Genomic DNA, 16175 nt, shown 5'->3' with positions numbered 1-16175 from the left:
AGAGATTTACGGATGAATCCTTGTCGGCTGGTAATAGTCAGTTCCTGATTGATGGATTCCTTTACAATAATCTGGGAGCAGGTGCATATCCGAAACCCAGTGTAGGTTCTTCTGCTTCCAAGAGTGAGATGGCTTCTTTCTTTGGCCGTATCAATTACTCTTATAAGGATCGTTATTTGCTGACTGCAACGATGCGTGCGGATGGTGCTTCCAACTTCGCAAAGAATAACCGTTGGGGATATTTCCCTTCAGTTGCTTTGGGATGGAGATTTACGGAAGAAGAATTCATGCAGCCTTTGACATCGGTTCTGTCTAATGGTAAGTTACGTGTAAGTTTCGGTCAGACCGGTAACTCCAACATTGGAAACAGGGTGATAAGCTATTATTCAACTGGTAATAATAATGAATTTGGAGGAACGGAACAGGTAGGTGTCTATCTGAGTCAGATGGGAAATGTTGATCTGAAGTGGGAAACAACTACAGAATGGAATGTCGGAGTGGATCTTGGTTTCTTTAAAAACCGTTTGAACGTAACGGCTGAATATTTCCATAAAGTAGTATCTGACCTGTTAAGTGAACGTTCACTTTTGGGATTCCAGGAAGTAAGTACCATTGCAGCCAATATTGGTGAAACTCAGAGCCAGGGTTTTGAACTGACGATTAATTCGACCAATTTCAATACGAAGAATTTTGGCTGGAATACAGACTTTACATTCTCTCTCTACCGGGATAAATGGAAAACACGTGATGAAAGCTGGAAACCTTCTGCTTATTCAGTTTATGATTCTCCGATCCGTTACCAGTATGGTTACCTTTCCGATGGTTTGATTCAGCCGGGAGAAACCGTAGACTGGATGCCGGGAGCTATTCCTGGTCAGGTGAAGATCAAAGATATTAACGGATATGTGTACAATGAGGACGGTTCTGTAAAAGTTGACCAGCACGGAATTCCTTTGAAGTCGGGAAAGCCTGATGGCAAACTAGATGATGCTGATAAGGTGATTTATGGAAGTTCGGATCCTGGTTATCTGCTTGGTTTGAACAATACATTCCGTTGGAAGAACTTCGACCTGAATATTTATTTTTATGGTCAGTTTGATTTGTTGAACAGTGGATCTTATAAAGATCTTTGGTTGACCGGAGCTTCTGGTATGACAGGTATCGTAAATATGTATCGTGGATACAATATGCCTGTAAGTGCAAAAGATGTATGGACCTCAGACAATCAGTCTGCCGTACGTCCGGGATATTTCCAGGATAAGAGTACATGGGGCATTGGTGACTATTATTTGCAGAAGAGTTGGTTTGTTCGTTGCCGGAATATTACGTTGGGTTATACTATTCCTGTTAATCAGGGCCGGAATATTCTGTCGAATGTACGTGTTTACTTTGATGTGAATAATCCGTTTACGATTACTCCGTATGACGGTCTGGATCTGGAAACAGATAATTCTGTATGGGCTTATCCGAATGTGAGAAGCTTTAGCTTGGGTGTAGACATAACCTTTTAATTAAACCTTTAAACGTGATACTGAAATGAAAAGAATCTTTTCGATATTTTCTGTTGTTCTGGCTACGGTTGCGATGACTCCTTCCTGTACCAACCTGGAGTCAGAAATGTATGATGTGATTAATCCCGGAATCTTTCCGGTGAATGGAGACGATGCCAATGCCTTGGTTACTTCGGCAGCTTATTCTCCTTTCCGTTCGAACTGGTATAGTGGACTTTGGGCCTCTTCTTACGGAGGTATTCATGTAACAACTGATATGACAACCGATATAGGCTATTGTCAGTGGAATGATGTCGTATGGCCGGACCTTCTGCAAGTGAACTTTACTGCCAATTCTACGGCTCCGACGGCGATCTATAAAAACTATATCCGGGATATCAGTAAGATGACTCTGACAATGGAGCGGATTGCTTCCATTTCTATGGATGAAACACTTAAGAATCGTCTTGATGCTGAATTGCATTGTGGCCGTGGTTGGCTGGCTTATATTTTATATGATTTGTATGGACCGATCCAGGTTGCTTCACTCGATCTGTTGAACAATCCGCTTTCGGATGAGGTTGCTCCCCGGCTTTCACAGGAAGATATGGTGAAGTTTATTGAGGATGATATGAATGCAGCCATTGCTGTTTTGCCTGCAACTTATAAAGTATCGGATACAAATTATGGCCGGTTTACAAAAGGTTTGGCTTATACAGTTCTGATGAAATTATATATGCATGAGAAGAACTGGGCTAAAGCGATAGAATGTGGCCGTGAACTGATGAAACCGGAATATGGTTATGGCCTGATGAATGATTATAAGGAAATCTTCACGTTGGAAAATGAAGGAAACAAAGAGACTATCTGGGCCTGCGTATGTAGCCGGAGTGTCAATCAGCAGTTATGGCTTGCTCATGTTCTTTCCAGTGAATGTCCGACCAATAATCCGAATATTCAGAAATGGGGAGGATATCGTGTCCCGTGGGAATTCTATCATACATTTGATCCGTCAGATAAACGTCTGGAAGTATTAGTCGGAGACTTTGTCGGAACAGATGGTGTCCGTTACAATGAACAGAATCCGGGATCTGTTCTTATGTCAGGAGCATTACCTATTAAATATGGTGAGGATCCTGATGCAACCGGTGCAGAAAGTCAGATTGACTGGATTGTATATCGGTATGCAGATGTACTGACCTTGATGGCTGAAGCTTTGGCAAGAAATGAAAATGCAGTAACTCAGGAGGCTGTTGATCTTCTGAATATGGTACATACTCGTGCCGGTCTTCAGGCCTATGCAACAAGTGATTTTGCAAGTGTTGATACGTTCCTGGATGCTGTGCTTCTGGAACGTGGCCATGAGTTGTGGTTTGAAGGCGTTCGCCGTTCTGACTTGATCCGGTATGGTAAGTACATTGAATATGCACGTCTTTACAAACATTCTGTAACAGCTCAGGATTACATGAACTTAATGCCGTTACCTCAGTCTGTTATTGATGAAAGTAAAGGTAAGATTGTTCAGAATCCGGGATATTAATACCTTGTAAGGTCAAACGGCCATTTTGACAGTTTACTGATCTGAAAGATCAAGATCTGATTTTGAAACTTATGAGAAAAGGAACTTTTGAGATGGCCGTTTTTTTATCTTCCACAAGGTAATCATTGCGTAGGGTTATAAGGAAATACTATTTGATAAATACAATTATTCAACATTTATGAAAAGATCTTCATTAATATTTGGTGCATTGCTGTGGGGTATGGGTGCAATGGCTCAGACGGCTCAGTGGAATGATAAAGATTGGGAGTGTAGAATCTCGGAGAACGGCTGCCTTGAGCAAATTGTTTTTAAAGGGCAGCACGGGAATGATACGGTTCCGTTTTTCCGGAAAGGAGAACACAGGGGACCTTCGTTTTATGTAGTAACTGGCGGGAAAAGTACGACGGCTGACTGGACTCCAGACGGGAAGTTTGCTTATCGGGCAGAAATTGAAGGTGTGGAATGCTCGCTGAAGTATGAAAAATGGAATGGTGCTCCGGCTATGCGGATTACACTTACCAATAAAGGGCATGTTCCTTTCCAGCCGGAAAAAGCCGGAATCAGAATGGGAATCGATACTTATATGGATAAATATCCTGAATGGTTCGGCAAGTATTTCCCGACTTTGATGCGCAATGAAAAAACTCATTTCTTCGGTTATCTTCAGACGCCTTCGGGACATACATTGGGGGTAGTGTCTCCTCAAGCCGTTGCTTCCTGGAGTGTGGAATATAATTTAGGTTATCAGGATCCGGCTCCTCACTGGTTTATGGGCCATCGGATTGAATCCTTGAACCTTGATCTGATTAATGCATTGCCACTTCCTTCCAGAAATCCTCAGCATTTGTGGAAGCTGGACCAGGGAGAAACAAAGTCCTGGATCATAGCACTGGTCGATATTGAAGAGCCGGGAGTGTTTGAAGAAAAACTGCATAAGTTGGCAGATATCCCTATGCTGAGAATACACAAGACTGCTTATGTTCCGGGAGAACTGGTCGAATTTGATGTGATTTCGTCTGGCGGACAGGTGTGTGTTGTGGATGACAATGGCAAAGAAATACCGGTGCAGGTGGAAAACAGAGCTGAAGATGTGAAACACATAAGCTGTTGTTTGCCGAAAGTCGGTATGTACACCATCCGTGTGAAGGACGGAGAAAATCAGGCCGAAGGTATTTTGTCTGTTCACTCATCCTGGCAGTGGACACTGGAGCAGGCCAGAAAGGGAGCGCTGAAATATCATCAGAAAGCGACTTCACATATTGAGAGCTGGTACGGATTCCATTCGGCATTCCTTGCAGCACGATATTTCCCGGATAAAGCTCTGGACGAACAGTTGTGCAAACGTTTTGATTATTTGTTTGATCTGCTTCATGACAAGGATAAGATGGAGCCTAAATATTATGCTTCCCGCATTCAGAACACATCGGGTACGATCGGAATGCTGGTCGACAAATATCAGGCTTATCATGATGTGAATGATCTGAAAAAGGCTTCGCGTCTGGCAGACTGGCTGATGAATACCTGGCAAAGAAAAGACGGGGCTTATGTGAATCATAACACCGTATATACAAGCGTAATTTATGTTGCGAAGAGTATGCTGGAACTGACTTTGGAGGAACGTAAGCTTGGCCGGTCGGACAAGACCTGGGCTGCTGCAGCCAAACGGCATTATCAGTCAGCCAAGCGTGCGATTGACCAGCTGGTGGCTTCGCAGGGAGATTTTGAAACAGAAGGAGAACTTACTTTTGAAGATGGTATGATTTCCTGTTCGGCCTTGCAGATCGGTATGCTTGCCTTGATGCAGGAGGATGCAAAGAAACGCCAGTATTATACGGATGCCATGCTCCGGATCTTGCACAGCCATGATTGTCTGGCTCAACTTCGTGTTCCGGATGCCAGAAGAAGAGGAGGAACCATGCGTTACTGGGAAGCTCAGTATGATGTACAGATGCTTCCGAATATGTTTAACTCTCCGCACGGATGGAGCGGATGGAGAGGTTATGCTACATATTATGCATATCTGCTGACAGGAGATGAACGCTGGCTGATTGAAACTTATAATGCGATGGGAGCTTTCTCTAATCTGATTGATTATAAGACCGGAGATTTGCGCTGGGCATTTGTGGTTGATCCTTATCTGAAGGTGAAACAGGCATGCAGCGCGGATACACGTGTGACGGAAGATTCCCTGAGCTTTGGTAATCCGCATCCGGAACTTTATGATACCCGCTCTTTCGTGATCGGTGAACAGTATGTCAATATGATCAGTGACTGGCAGACGGTTAATACGCAGGATAATGATGTGCATGAATTGTTCAAGTGTATCGGAGAATCCATGCTGGTGAATGCATTCATTGTTGAGCGTGAGGATGGAAGCGTGGTTGGATATAATTGTAAGGTAAAACGTGAAGGTGATACGCTGGAAGTCGTTGTAGATGAGAAACAAATTGTAAATTTGCATTGTAACCTGAAGTCTCCCTGCAAAGTCTTGTTTGGCGGACAGAGCCGCAGCCTGAAGAAGAATTATTTAGGATGGGCGTTTGGGGAAGATTTGTATAAATGAAACGTTTAACATTGAAATAGTCTGAAGGATGAAAAAAATTTTATGTTTGATCAGTCTTTTCCTTTTGGGAGTTACCCTCTACGCTTCTCCCATTACCGGCTTGCTGGAACGTATTGACAAAGGGGCGTCCCGTAAATTTGTCATTGAGCGCCTGAAGGGGGAAAAGGATTTCTTTGAATTGGATCAGAAGGGGAATAAAGTCGTGGTACGCGGTAACAACTATGTCAGCATTGCCACGGGTATCAACTGGTATCTGAAGTATTATGCCGGAATCAACCTGTCGTGGAATGGCATGCAGGCTGATCTTCCTGAGGTGTTGCCTCCGGTGCTGAAGAAGGAAAGACATGAAACGGATCTGAAGCTCCGTTATGATTTCAATTATTGTACGTTCTCCTACAGTATGGCTTTCTGGGACTGGAAACGATGGGAACAGGAAATCGACTGGATGGCACTTCATGGCATTAATCTGCCGCTTGCAATGGTTGGAACCGATGTGGTGTGGAAGAATGTGCTGGAGGAACTGGGTTACACACGCGAAGAAATCAATGCTTTCATTGCGGGCCCCGGTTTTCAGGCCTGGTGGCTGATGAATAATCTGGAAGGATGGGGTGGCCCCAATCCGGACAGCTGGTATGAACGTCAGGAAGAACTTCAGAAACGTATTCTGAAGCGTATGCGTGAATACGGCATTGAGCCGGTATTGCCCGGATATTCCGGAATGGTTCCTCACAATGCAAAGGACCGGTTGGGGCTGAATGTGGCAGATCCCGGCCGATGGAACGGTTATCCGCGTCCGGCTTTCCTGCAGCCTACTGATCCTCAGTTTGAACGGATTGCTGCTTTGTATTATCGGGAAATGACCCGTTTGTATGGTAAGGTTTCTTATTATAGCATGGATCCTTTCCATGAAGGTGGAAACACGTCGGGGGTGGATCTGGAAGCTGCGGGAAAGGCGATCTGGAAAGCGATGAAACAGGCCAATCCGCGTGCTGCATGGGTGGTGCAGGCCTGGGGAGCCAATCCGCGTCCGCAGATGATCCGGAACTTGCCTGCTGGTGATATGGTGGTATTGGATTTGTTTTCGGAAAGCCGTCCTCAGTGGGGAGATCCGGCTTCTTCCTGGTACCGGAAAGAGGGCTTTGGACAACACGACTGGCTGTTTTGCATGTTGCTGAACTATGGAGGCAATGTAGGTCTGCACGGGAAAATGGCTCATCTGATAGAGGAATTCTATAAAGCAAAGGACAGTTCGTTCGGAAAGACCTTGAAAGGTGTCGGCATGACCATGGAAGGTATAGAAAACAACCCGGTGATGTATGAACTGTTGTGTGAACTTCCCTGGAGAGAACAGCGTTTCTCAAAAGATGAATGGCTGGAAGGATATCTGAAAGCACGCTATGGAAAATCAGACAGTCAGGTATCACAGGCATGGATGCTGTTAAGTAACACCATTTATAATTGTCCGGCTGCTTCCACTCAGCAGGGAACACATGAATCCATTCTTTGCGCGCGGCCATCTTGGAAGGCTTATCAGGTATCCAGCTGGTCGGAAATGTCCGACTATTATGATCCGGCGGATGTGATCCGTGCTGCCGGTATGATGGTGGATGCTGCGGAACGTTTCCGGGGTAACAATAATTTTGAATACGATCTGGTGGACATTGTTCGGCAGGCTGTTGCTGAAAAAGGCCGTCTGATGTATCGGGTGCTGGTTGACGCTTATAAGGCTGGTGACCGGGAACTCTTTAAACTTTCATCCGACCGGTTCTTGCGTTTGATTTTAATGCAGGATCGTTTGCTGGCTACACGTTCGGAATTTAAGGTGGGACGCTGGCTGGAAAGTGCCCGTAACCTGGGTAGCACGGAGGAAGAAAAGGACTGGTATGAATGGAATGCCCGTGTACAGATAACGACTTGGGGAAACCGGGTTGCTGCAGATGATGGCGGTTTGCATGATTATGCTCACAGAGAATGGAACGGACTGTTGCGCGACTTCTATTATTTGCGCTGGAAGACTTGGCTGGATGAACAGCTGAAGAGTTTTGAAGGCGGACAGCCCAAGGCAATTGACTTTTATGCACTGGAAGAACCGTGGACATTGAAACATAACTCGTATGCATCAGAAGCTGAAGGAAATCCGGTAGATATCGCTTGTGAAATTTACCGTGAAATCAAGCTTCCCTAACTTCTTTTTCTGAGGCCCTCGAGCTTTTTAAAAAACGTTTCGACGTTTGAAGGAAAAGGCCGAATTCTTTTCCCTTAAACGTCGAAGCGTTTTTTTTATGCCCTTGAAGTCTGTTTACAATGTTTCGGCAGGACTTTTGAAGAGAACCGGGGAAAGGTGAAAAAGAGTTTCTGACAGTTTTCCGGGAATGATGGGCGTTTTCAGAAAAGGGAAGACTGAAAAGAAAAATCCGCGCTTGGGGAGCCTGTCACAGGTTCCAAGCGCGGATACTTTTTAGATAGTTGGTCTCTCAAATAGTGTGTGTCTTGTAGCCAACGATAATAGATTTTAGGAAAATCAACGATTGGTTGAAGAATGTTGCCCCTTGGGGCATCCTTTCTTTTAGGCAGGTCAAAAGTAGTGCATTTTTTCGAATGTACAAAAGTTATGAACCATAATGTTGTGAATAAAATACGAGGCTTTCGGTAAAATACTGGTGTATAGCCTGCTGGAACGTGTGTCAACAACCTGTGAAAAACTGTCAGGTTATGAACAGGCTGTTGATAACTTTGGGAAGCCGTGTCTTCCGCATGCCGGTAAAATGTAAAATAAATACTAAAGTTTTCCACTTAACTCCGGTAAACTCAGGAAAAAGCATTACTTTTGCGAAGATTAATGATCATTATTTAGATATCAAAAAAATAAAAGAATGATGGAGCTTGATTTACTCACGGCTATATCACCTATTGACGGTCGATACAGGAGCAAAGCGGGAGCTTTGGCTGCCTATTTTTCAGAATACGCATTGATCAAATATCGTGTGCGTGTGGAAATTGAATATTTCATTACGTTGTGTGAACTGCCTTTGCCCCAGTTGAAAGGACTGGATGCATCACGCTTTGATTCACTTCGTGATATTTACCGGAACTTCTCAGAAGCTGATGCGGGACGTATCAAGGAAATTGAGAGTGTAACCAATCACGACGTGAAGGCTGTTGAGTATTTCATCAAGGAACAGTTTGACAAGTTGGGTGGCCTGGAGGAATACAAGGAGTTCATTCACTTCGGCCTGACTTCACAGGATATCAACAATACTTCTGTTCCCTTGTCAATCAAGGATGCACTGGATGAAGTGTATTATCCACAGATCCAGAAGCTGGTCGATCAGCTGAATGCGTATGCAGAAGAATGGAAGAATATTCCGATGCTGGCAAAGACTCACGGTCAGCCGGCTTCTCCTACCCGCCTGGGAAAAGAAATCAAGGTGTTTGCCTATCGTCTGGAACGTCAGCTGGCTGTATTGAAGGCTTGTCCGATCACTGCTAAGTTTGGTGGTGCAACCGGTAACTACAATGCCCACCATGTGGCTTATCCGGAATATGACTGGAAGGCATTCGGTAATCGTTTTGTCGCAGAAAAACTGGGACTGGAACGTGAAGAATACACTACTCAGATTTCAAATTATGACAATCTGGGCGCTATCTTTGATGCCATGAAGCGTATCAATACGATTATGATTGATATGAACCGTGACTTCTGGCAGTATATCTCTATGGAATACTTCAAGCAAAAGATCAAAGCGGGTGAGGTTGGATCAAGTGCAATGCCTCATAAGGTAAACCCCATTGACTTTGAAAATGCTGAAGGAAATTTGGGCATGGCGAATGCCGTGTTGGAACATTTGTCAACCAAGCTTCCGGTTTCACGTCTGCAGCGTGACCTGACTGACTCTACAGTTCTGCGTAATATCGGTGTTCCGTTCGGACATACGGTTATTGCTATTCAGAGCTCTCTGAAAGGACTGGGCAAGCTGTTGCTGAACGAATCCAAGATCTATCAGGATCTGGATAACTGCTGGAGTGTTGTGGCTGAGGCTATTCAGACTATTTTGCGTCGTGAAGCCTATCCGCATCCGTATGAAGCATTGAAAGCTTTGACACGTACCAACCAGGCTATCAATGAAGCTTCCATCAAAGATTTTATCGAAACATTGAACGTAAGCGAAGAAATAAAGAAAGAACTGCGGGCAATCACTCCGCACAACTATACAGGTTTATAAGAAGATCACCCGAGAGGGTAATTATTAATTTATAGCATTTTTAAGAACATGACTACAGACAAAGAAAACAGACTGGACGGAGAAAACACCCAGTCAGGCCGTGATGGTTACAAGTCCTATAACAAGGAAGGGTATAACAGATACAATCGAAACGAAGGCAGAAGCTATGGACGTCGTCCGTATGGCAGCAACCGGGAAGGTGGCGAACGCCCGTACCGTTCCTCTTACAATCCCCGTTTTAACGGAAATAATGGAGAGGATCGTCCACAGCGCAGTTATGGAAATCATTCTCAGCAGCGCAGTTATGGAAACAGACAGGGATACAACAGCAATACGAATCGTCCCTCGCGTCCTTCCTATGCGCCGCGCTATAACAATAATGAAGGAGGTGAGCAGCGTCCGTATCGTCCGCGTTACAATAATAACGAGGGAGGTGAACAGCGCTCGTTCCGTCCGCGTTACAACAACGGTCAGCAGCAGGGCGGCGGTTATAATCGTCCGCAAGGTGGAGGATTCCGCCCGCGTACCGCAGGATACAATCCGAATGCGAAGTATAGCATGAAGAAGCAGATCGAGTACAAGGATATCCTGACCGATCCGAATGAACCGATCCGTCTGAACAAGTTCCTGGCCAACGCAGGTGTTTGTTCTCGTCGTGAGGCTGATGAATTTATCACAGCAGGCGTAGTTTCCGTTAATGGTGAGGTGGTTACCGAACTGGGAACAAAGGTGAAACGTACGGATGAAGTCAAGTTCCACGATCAGCCGGTAAATATCGAACGTAAAGTTTACGTATTGCTGAATAAGCCGAAAGATTGTGTGACTACTTCTGATGATCCTCAGGAACGTAAGACCGTGATGGACTTTGTGAAAGGTGCCTGCAAGGAACGTATTTATCCGGTAGGTCGTCTGGACCGGAACACAACTGGTGTGCTGTTGCTTACCAATGACGGTGATCTGGCTTCTAAGCTGACTCATCCGAAGTTCCTGAAGAAGAAGATTTACCATGTATATTGTGATAAAAATGTAACGAAGGCTGATTTGGATCAGATCGTACAGGGCATTACTCTGGATGACGGAGAAATTCATGCAGATGCAGTCAGCTATGCTTCAGATACAGACAAGTCGCAGGTAGGTATTGAGATCCATTCTGGTAAAAACCGAATTGTCCGTCGTATTTTTGAGTCACTGGGCTATCGGGTAATTAAGCTGGATCGTGTTTATTTTGCCGGACTGACCAAGAAAGGTCTGCGTCGTGGAGACTGGCGTTATCTGACAGAAATGGAAGTAAACATGCTTCGCATGGGTTCTTTTGAATAAGATAATATATAATAAGGTGTGCCGAAGGTTGGAAAAGCTTGAAAAAAGCAGAGGCTGAAGGCCGCCTTTTTAAATTTGAATAAAACAAGATAAAAATGGAAACAATTCGTAGAACAAAGATCGTAGACCTGCTGAAGCGTCGTGACTTCGGTGTGATGGTCAATGTAAAGGGATGGGTACGTACCCGTCGCGGTAGTAAGCAGGTAAGTTTTATCGCCTTGAATGACGGTTCTACTATAAATAATGTGCAAGTGGTGGTTGATCTGGCAAACTTCGATGAAGAAATGTTGAAACAGATCACGACAGGAGCTTGTATCAGCGTCAATGGAGAGCTGGTTGAGTCGGTTGGTGCCGGACAGGCATGCGAAATCCAGGCTCGTGAAATTGAAGTACTGGGAACATGCGATAATACTTATCCTTTGCAGAAGAAAGGACACTCTATGGAATTCTTGCGCGAGATTGCTCACCTGCGTCCGCGTACGAATACTTTCGGAGCTGTGTTCCGTATTCGTCACAATATGGCCATTGCTATCCACAAGTTCTTCCATGAACGTGGCTTCTTCTATTTCCATACTCCGCTGATCACGGCTTCTGACTGTGAAGGTGCCGGACAGATGTTCCAGGTTACTACTATGAACCTGTATGATCTGAAGAAGGACGAAAATGGTTCTATTATTTATGACAATGACTTCTTCGGCAAGCAGGCCAGCCTGACAGTTTCCGGTCAGTTGGAAGGTGAGTTGGCTGCAACAGCATTGGGCGCCATTTATACATTTGGTCCTACGTTCCGTGCAGAAAACTCCAATACACCGCGTCACCTGGCTGAGTTCTGGATGATTGAACCGGAAGTAGCTTTCAATGATATCAATGACAACATGGATCTGGCAGAAGAGTTCATCAAGTACTGTGTACAGTGGGCTTTGGATAACTGCTACGATGATGTGAAGTTCCTGAACGATATGTTCGACAAGGGATTGATCGAACGTTTGCAGGGAGTATTGAAGGAAGAATTTGTACGTTTGCCTTATACGGAAGGTATCAAGATCCTGGAAGATGCCGTTGCTCATGGCCACAAGTTTGAATTCCCTGTATATTGGGGTGTGGACCTTGCTTCAGAGCATGAACGCTATCTGGTGGAAGAACATTTCAAACGTCCTGTAATTCTGACTGATTATCCGAAAGAAATCAAGGCATTCTATATGAAGCAGAATGAGGACGGAAAGACCGTTCGTGCAATGGATGTCCTGTTCCCGAAGATTGGAGAGATTATCGGAGGTTCGGAACGTGAAGCTGATTATGACAAACTGCTTACCCGTATTCAGGAATTGCATATACCGATGAAGGATATGTGGTGGTATCTGGATACCCGTAAATATGGTTCTTGTCCTCATTCCGGTTTCGGATTGGGCTTTGAACGTCTGCTGTTGTTCGTAACAGGTATGGCAAACATCCGTGATGTTATTCCGTTCCCGCGTACACCGCATAACGCAGAATTCTAATATTCGTAAATAAAAGATCCGGAAAGCTGGAGCAGGCAGTTTACTGCTACTTGAGCTTTCCGGATTTCTTTTTGTACATCTGTAAGTCAAACGAAAAAAACTTTTAAAAAAAGAGAGAAAAGACTATGCATTTTTAAATAATTTTTCTATTTTTGTAGAAAACATATTACAATAACTTTAATCGATAATGTTATGGGAATGCGCAGAATTTTCTTTTTAGTTGTAATGTCATTAGTGGCTTTCGGCAGTTCGATAGCCCAGTCTGCAAAAGAAAAAGCTCCGGTGGATCTCCGGGGAGTATGGCAAATGTGTTTTTATCGTTCTGATGCCCCAGGCGTAGCTGGTCAGCTTAAAACCAGCAATTCCTTGAAGATCCTTTCTGATGACGGGAAATTTACCAATCTGGTCATGATGCCTCAAGGTGCCATTATCATAGGTGAAGGTACGTATGAGCAGACTTCAGGAGATTCTTACACGGAAATGGTTGAAAAGAACTTGCATCTTCCTCAATTGGCCGGACAGAAGAATGTGCTGAAGTTTGAATTGAAAGGAGGAGATGTCATGATCCTGAAATATTTCCTGAAAGAAGATATTAACGGTAACCGTATCGATTCCTGGGTTACGGAAACCTGGAAACGTGTAACGATGCCTTCTAAATATCCGGAAAATATCATTCGATAGATTCATATAAAAACAGAAAGCGTTGGCTTTTCTGTAGTGAACTGAACTGATTTGTGGCGGATGCTGTTTCATGAATTCCTTTCTTTGCCCGTTGCGGGGAGAAGGAATACAGTTGGAACAGCATCCGTTCTTTATGGTTGCTTGTTTGAGCTATCTGTTAGCTGGTTAGGAGATATTTTGCTAATAAAAAAACACTTAAAACTTTTGCTGGTTTAAAGAAAAGCCGTACCTTTGCAAGCCGATTATTATCAAATAGTGATAAATTTAAATTCCGAGTGCTTTATTCTTCTTTGTCCGGGAAGGTGAGGCATGAAGAAAATTGTTTTTAGTAGTAACATTTAAAAAGATTTTAAGAGTGGATACTTTAAGTTACAAGACCATTTCTGCAAACAAGGAAACTGCGACAAAAGAATGGGTCGTAGTTGATGCTACCGATCAGGTTGTAGGCCGTCTCGGTGCGAAAGTTGCGAAACTGTTGAGAGGTAAGTACAAACCGAACTTTACTCCTCACGTAGATTGCGGTGATAATGTAATTATTATCAATGCTGACAAAGTTAAGTTCACTGGTAACAAGTGGAACGATAAGGTTTATCTGAGCTATACGGGTTATCCGGGTGGACAGCGTGAAATCACTCCGGCTCGTTTGATGGCTAAACCTAACGGAGCTGAAAAGCTGATGAAGAAAGTAGTAAAAGGTATGCTTCCGAAAAACCGTCTGGGAGCTAAATTGCTGGGCAATCTGTATGTTTACGCAGGAAGCGAACACAAACATGAAGCTCAGACTCCGAAAGTAATTGATATTAACACACTTAAATAATAAAGAATGGAAGTAGTAAATGCATTAGGCAGACGTAAACGCGCGATTGCACGTGTGTTCGTAAGCGAAGGTACAGGAAAGATTACTATTAACAAGAGAGACCTTGCACAGTACTTTCCATCAACTATTCTGCAGTATGTTGTTAAGCAGCCTCTGACTAAGTTGGAAGTGGCAGAAAAATATGATATCCAAGTAAATTTGTGCGGTGGTGGCTTTACTGGTCAGTCTCAGGCTCTGCGCTTGGCTATTGCTCGTGCACTGGTTAAGATCAATCCGGAAGACAAGAAGGCACTGCGTTCTGAAGGCTTCATGACTCGTGATTCTCGTTCTGTTGAACGTAAGAAACCGGGACGTCCGAAAGCTCGTCGTAGATTCCAGTTCAGTAAGCGTTAAGAGTTGGTGGAATGTTGGATCGGACAAGTTGCTTAAATTCTTTCAACTTTTCACTGTTCAACTCTCAACTGAAAAAGCGTTTAGTATCTAAACTTTCGGGATTTTCCCCCTCTGTAGAATTTACGGAGAAACTACTCGATTGTTGGTTCAATTAAACAAAAAAGAAAGTAAACGATTTAAAGATTAAAACAATGTCAAGAGTAAATTTTGATACATTATTGGAGGCTGGTTGCCACTTCGGACACCTTAAAAGAAAGTGGAACCCTGCAATGGCTCCTTATATTTTCATGGAACGCAACGGTATTCATATCATCGATTTGAATAAGACTGTTGTAAAAGTAGACGAAGCTGCTGAAGCTTTGAAGCAAATTGCAAAATCAGGTAAGAAAGTCCTGTTCGTTGCTACTAAGAAACAAGCTAAACAGGTTGTAGCTGAGAAAGCTGCTTCTGTAAATATGCCTTATGTAATCGAGCGTTGGCCGGGTGGTATGTTGACTAACTTCCCGACTATCCGTAAGGCTGTGAAGAAAATGGCTACTATCGATAAACTGACTAACGATGGTACTTATTCTAACTTGTCTAAGAGAGAAATCCTGCAGATCTCTCGTCAGCGTGCTAAATTGGAAAAGAACCTGGGTTCTATCGCTGAGCTGACTCGTCTTCCGTCTGCACTGTTCGTAGTAGACGTTTTGAAGGAAAACATCGCAGTTCGTGAAGCTAACCGTCTGGGTATTCCTGTATTTGCTATCGTAGATACAAACTCTGATCCTACAAACGTTGACTTCGTAATCCCGGCAAACGATGATGCTACTAAGTCTGTAGAAGTAATTCTGGATGCTTGCTGCGCTGCTATGGCTGAAGGTCTGGAAGAAAGAAAAGCAGAAAAGGTAGATATGGAAGCTGCTGGTGAAAACGCTCCGAAGGCTGGCAAGAAGAAAGCTACCAAGGCTCGCATGGATAAGGCTGAAGAAGATGCCATCAATGCTGCTAAGGCTGCCGCTTTCATGGGTAAAGACGACGAAGAAGCTTAATATACTTTAAGTTGAGAGTTGAGAGTTGAAAGTTGAGAGTTACTATAAAAGCAATTCTCAACTCTCTGTTCTCAGCTCTCATTTGCTTTAAATAGACTTATTTATTAACTCAAATAAAAAAGAGATTACTATGGCTGTAAGTATGGCTGATATCACCAAGCTTCGTAAAATGACTGGAGCTGGTATGATGGACTGTAAAAACGCTTTGACTGAATCAGAAGGCGATTTCGACAAAGCAGTAGAAATTATCCGTAAAAAAGGACAGGCAGTAGCTGCAAAACGTTCTGACCGTGAAACTTCAGAAGGTTGTGTATTGGCTAAGTCTACTGGTGACTATGCTGCAATGATCGCTTTGAAGTGTGAAACTGACTTCGTTGCAAAGAATGCAGATTTCGTAGCACTGACTCAGGCTATTCTGGATGCTGCTATCGCAAATAAGTGCCAGACTATCGACGAAATCAAGGCTTTGCCGATGGGTAGCGGTACGATTGCTGATGCAATTGTTGAACGTAGTGGTATCACCGGTGAAAAGACTGAACTGGATGGTTTCAACTTCGTTTCTGGTCCTTGCACTGCTGTATATAACCACATGAACAAGAATCAGCTTTGTACAATCGT

The 16175-nt window shown here is 43.9% G+C and carries 12 protein-coding genes; all 12 read left to right on the top strand.

The features are described 5' to 3' along the window. A partial coding sequence (locus tag BACCOPRO_RS08170; RefSeq protein WP_008142666.1) for a SusC/RagA family TonB-linked outer membrane protein occupies positions 1 to 1511 on the top strand: 1511 nt, incomplete at its 5' end. A gap of 25 nt (positions 1512 to 1536) precedes the next feature. Next, positions 1537 to 3030, top strand: coding sequence for a RagB/SusD family nutrient uptake outer membrane protein (locus BACCOPRO_RS08165; RefSeq protein WP_008142665.1), 1494 nt, complete (start codon positions 1537 to 1539; stop codon positions 3028 to 3030). A 178-nt stretch (positions 3031 to 3208) separates the two neighbouring features. Next, positions 3209 to 5593, top strand: coding sequence for a hypothetical protein (locus BACCOPRO_RS08160; RefSeq protein ID WP_008142663.1), 2385 nt, complete (start codon positions 3209 to 3211; stop codon positions 5591 to 5593). A 28-nt stretch (positions 5594 to 5621) separates the two neighbouring features. Continuing rightward, positions 5622 to 7778 (top strand): alpha-N-acetylglucosaminidase, encoded by a 2157-nt coding sequence (locus tag BACCOPRO_RS08155; RefSeq protein WP_008142661.1) that lies wholly within the window; start codon positions 5622 to 5624, stop codon positions 7776 to 7778. A 691-nt stretch (positions 7779 to 8469) separates the two neighbouring features. Continuing rightward, entirely contained in the window at positions 8470 to 9816 is a 1347-nt protein-coding gene (purB, locus tag BACCOPRO_RS08150) for an adenylosuccinate lyase (RefSeq protein WP_040311385.1), read from the top strand. A gap of 48 nt (positions 9817 to 9864) precedes the next feature. Next, on the top strand, positions 9865 to 11136 hold the full coding sequence (locus BACCOPRO_RS08145; protein ID WP_022278115.1) for a pseudouridine synthase: 1272 nt from the start codon (positions 9865 to 9867) through the stop codon (positions 11134 to 11136). Between the two features lie 95 nt (positions 11137 to 11231). After that, the gene (gene asnS / locus BACCOPRO_RS08140) at positions 11232 to 12635 is read left to right on the top strand and encodes an asparagine--tRNA ligase (protein WP_008142655.1); all 1404 of its coding nucleotides are present in this window, start codon (positions 11232 to 11234) and stop codon (positions 12633 to 12635) included. Between the two features lie 192 nt (positions 12636 to 12827). Continuing rightward, complete coding sequence (locus tag BACCOPRO_RS08135; RefSeq protein WP_008142654.1) at positions 12828 to 13316, top strand: DUF4488 domain-containing protein; 489 nt, start codon at positions 12828 to 12830, stop codon at positions 13314 to 13316. Between the two features lie 355 nt (positions 13317 to 13671). After that, a complete protein-coding gene (gene rplM, locus BACCOPRO_RS08130) occupies positions 13672 to 14133 on the top strand; it encodes a 50S ribosomal protein L13 (protein ID WP_022278114.1) in 462 nt (153 codons plus the stop codon). Positions 14134 to 14139: 6 nt separating this feature from the next. After that, positions 14140 to 14526, top strand: coding sequence for a 30S ribosomal protein S9 (gene rpsI, locus BACCOPRO_RS08125; RefSeq protein WP_008142645.1), 387 nt, complete (start codon positions 14140 to 14142; stop codon positions 14524 to 14526). A 191-nt stretch (positions 14527 to 14717) separates the two neighbouring features. Beyond that, entirely contained in the window at positions 14718 to 15557 is an 840-nt protein-coding gene (gene rpsB / locus BACCOPRO_RS08120; RefSeq protein WP_008142644.1) for a 30S ribosomal protein S2, read from the top strand. Between the two features lie 130 nt (positions 15558 to 15687). Next, positions 15688 to 16175: translation elongation factor Ts (gene tsf / locus BACCOPRO_RS08115; protein ID WP_008142642.1), on the top strand; the 488-nt coding region annotated here is incomplete at its 3' end.

Source organism: Phocaeicola coprophilus DSM 18228 = JCM 13818, assembly GCF_000157915.1.
In the GTDB taxonomy this organism is placed as follows: Bacteria; Bacteroidota; Bacteroidia; order Bacteroidales; family Bacteroidaceae; genus Phocaeicola; species Phocaeicola coprophilus.
The sequence above is the reverse complement of the archived record's forward strand: the minus strand, read 5'-3'. Positions and strand labels throughout refer to the sequence as shown.

Bases quoted from the DNA above. Each gene is read 5' to 3' on its own strand.
- BACCOPRO_RS08165 (WP_008142665.1), top strand. From the start codon at position 1,537: ATGAAAAGAATCTTTTCGATATTTTCTGTTGTTCTGGCTACGGTTGCG.
- BACCOPRO_RS08160 (WP_008142663.1), top strand. From the start codon at position 3,209: ATGAAAAGATCTTCATTAATATTTGGTGCATTGCTGTGGGGTATGGGT.
- BACCOPRO_RS08155 (WP_008142661.1), top strand. From the start codon at position 5,622: ATGAAAAAAATTTTATGTTTGATCAGTCTTTTCCTTTTGGGAGTTACC.
- purB (WP_040311385.1), top strand. From the start codon at position 8,470: ATGGAGCTTGATTTACTCACGGCTATATCACCTATTGACGGTCGATAC.
- BACCOPRO_RS08145 (WP_022278115.1), top strand. From the start codon at position 9,865: ATGACTACAGACAAAGAAAACAGACTGGACGGAGAAAACACCCAGTCA.
- asnS (WP_008142655.1), top strand. From the start codon at position 11,232: ATGGAAACAATTCGTAGAACAAAGATCGTAGACCTGCTGAAGCGTCGT.
- BACCOPRO_RS08135 (WP_008142654.1), top strand. From the start codon at position 12,828: ATGGGAATGCGCAGAATTTTCTTTTTAGTTGTAATGTCATTAGTGGCT.
- rpsI (WP_008142645.1), top strand. From the start codon at position 14,140: ATGGAAGTAGTAAATGCATTAGGCAGACGTAAACGCGCGATTGCACGT.
- rpsB (WP_008142644.1), top strand. From the start codon at position 14,718: ATGTCAAGAGTAAATTTTGATACATTATTGGAGGCTGGTTGCCACTTC.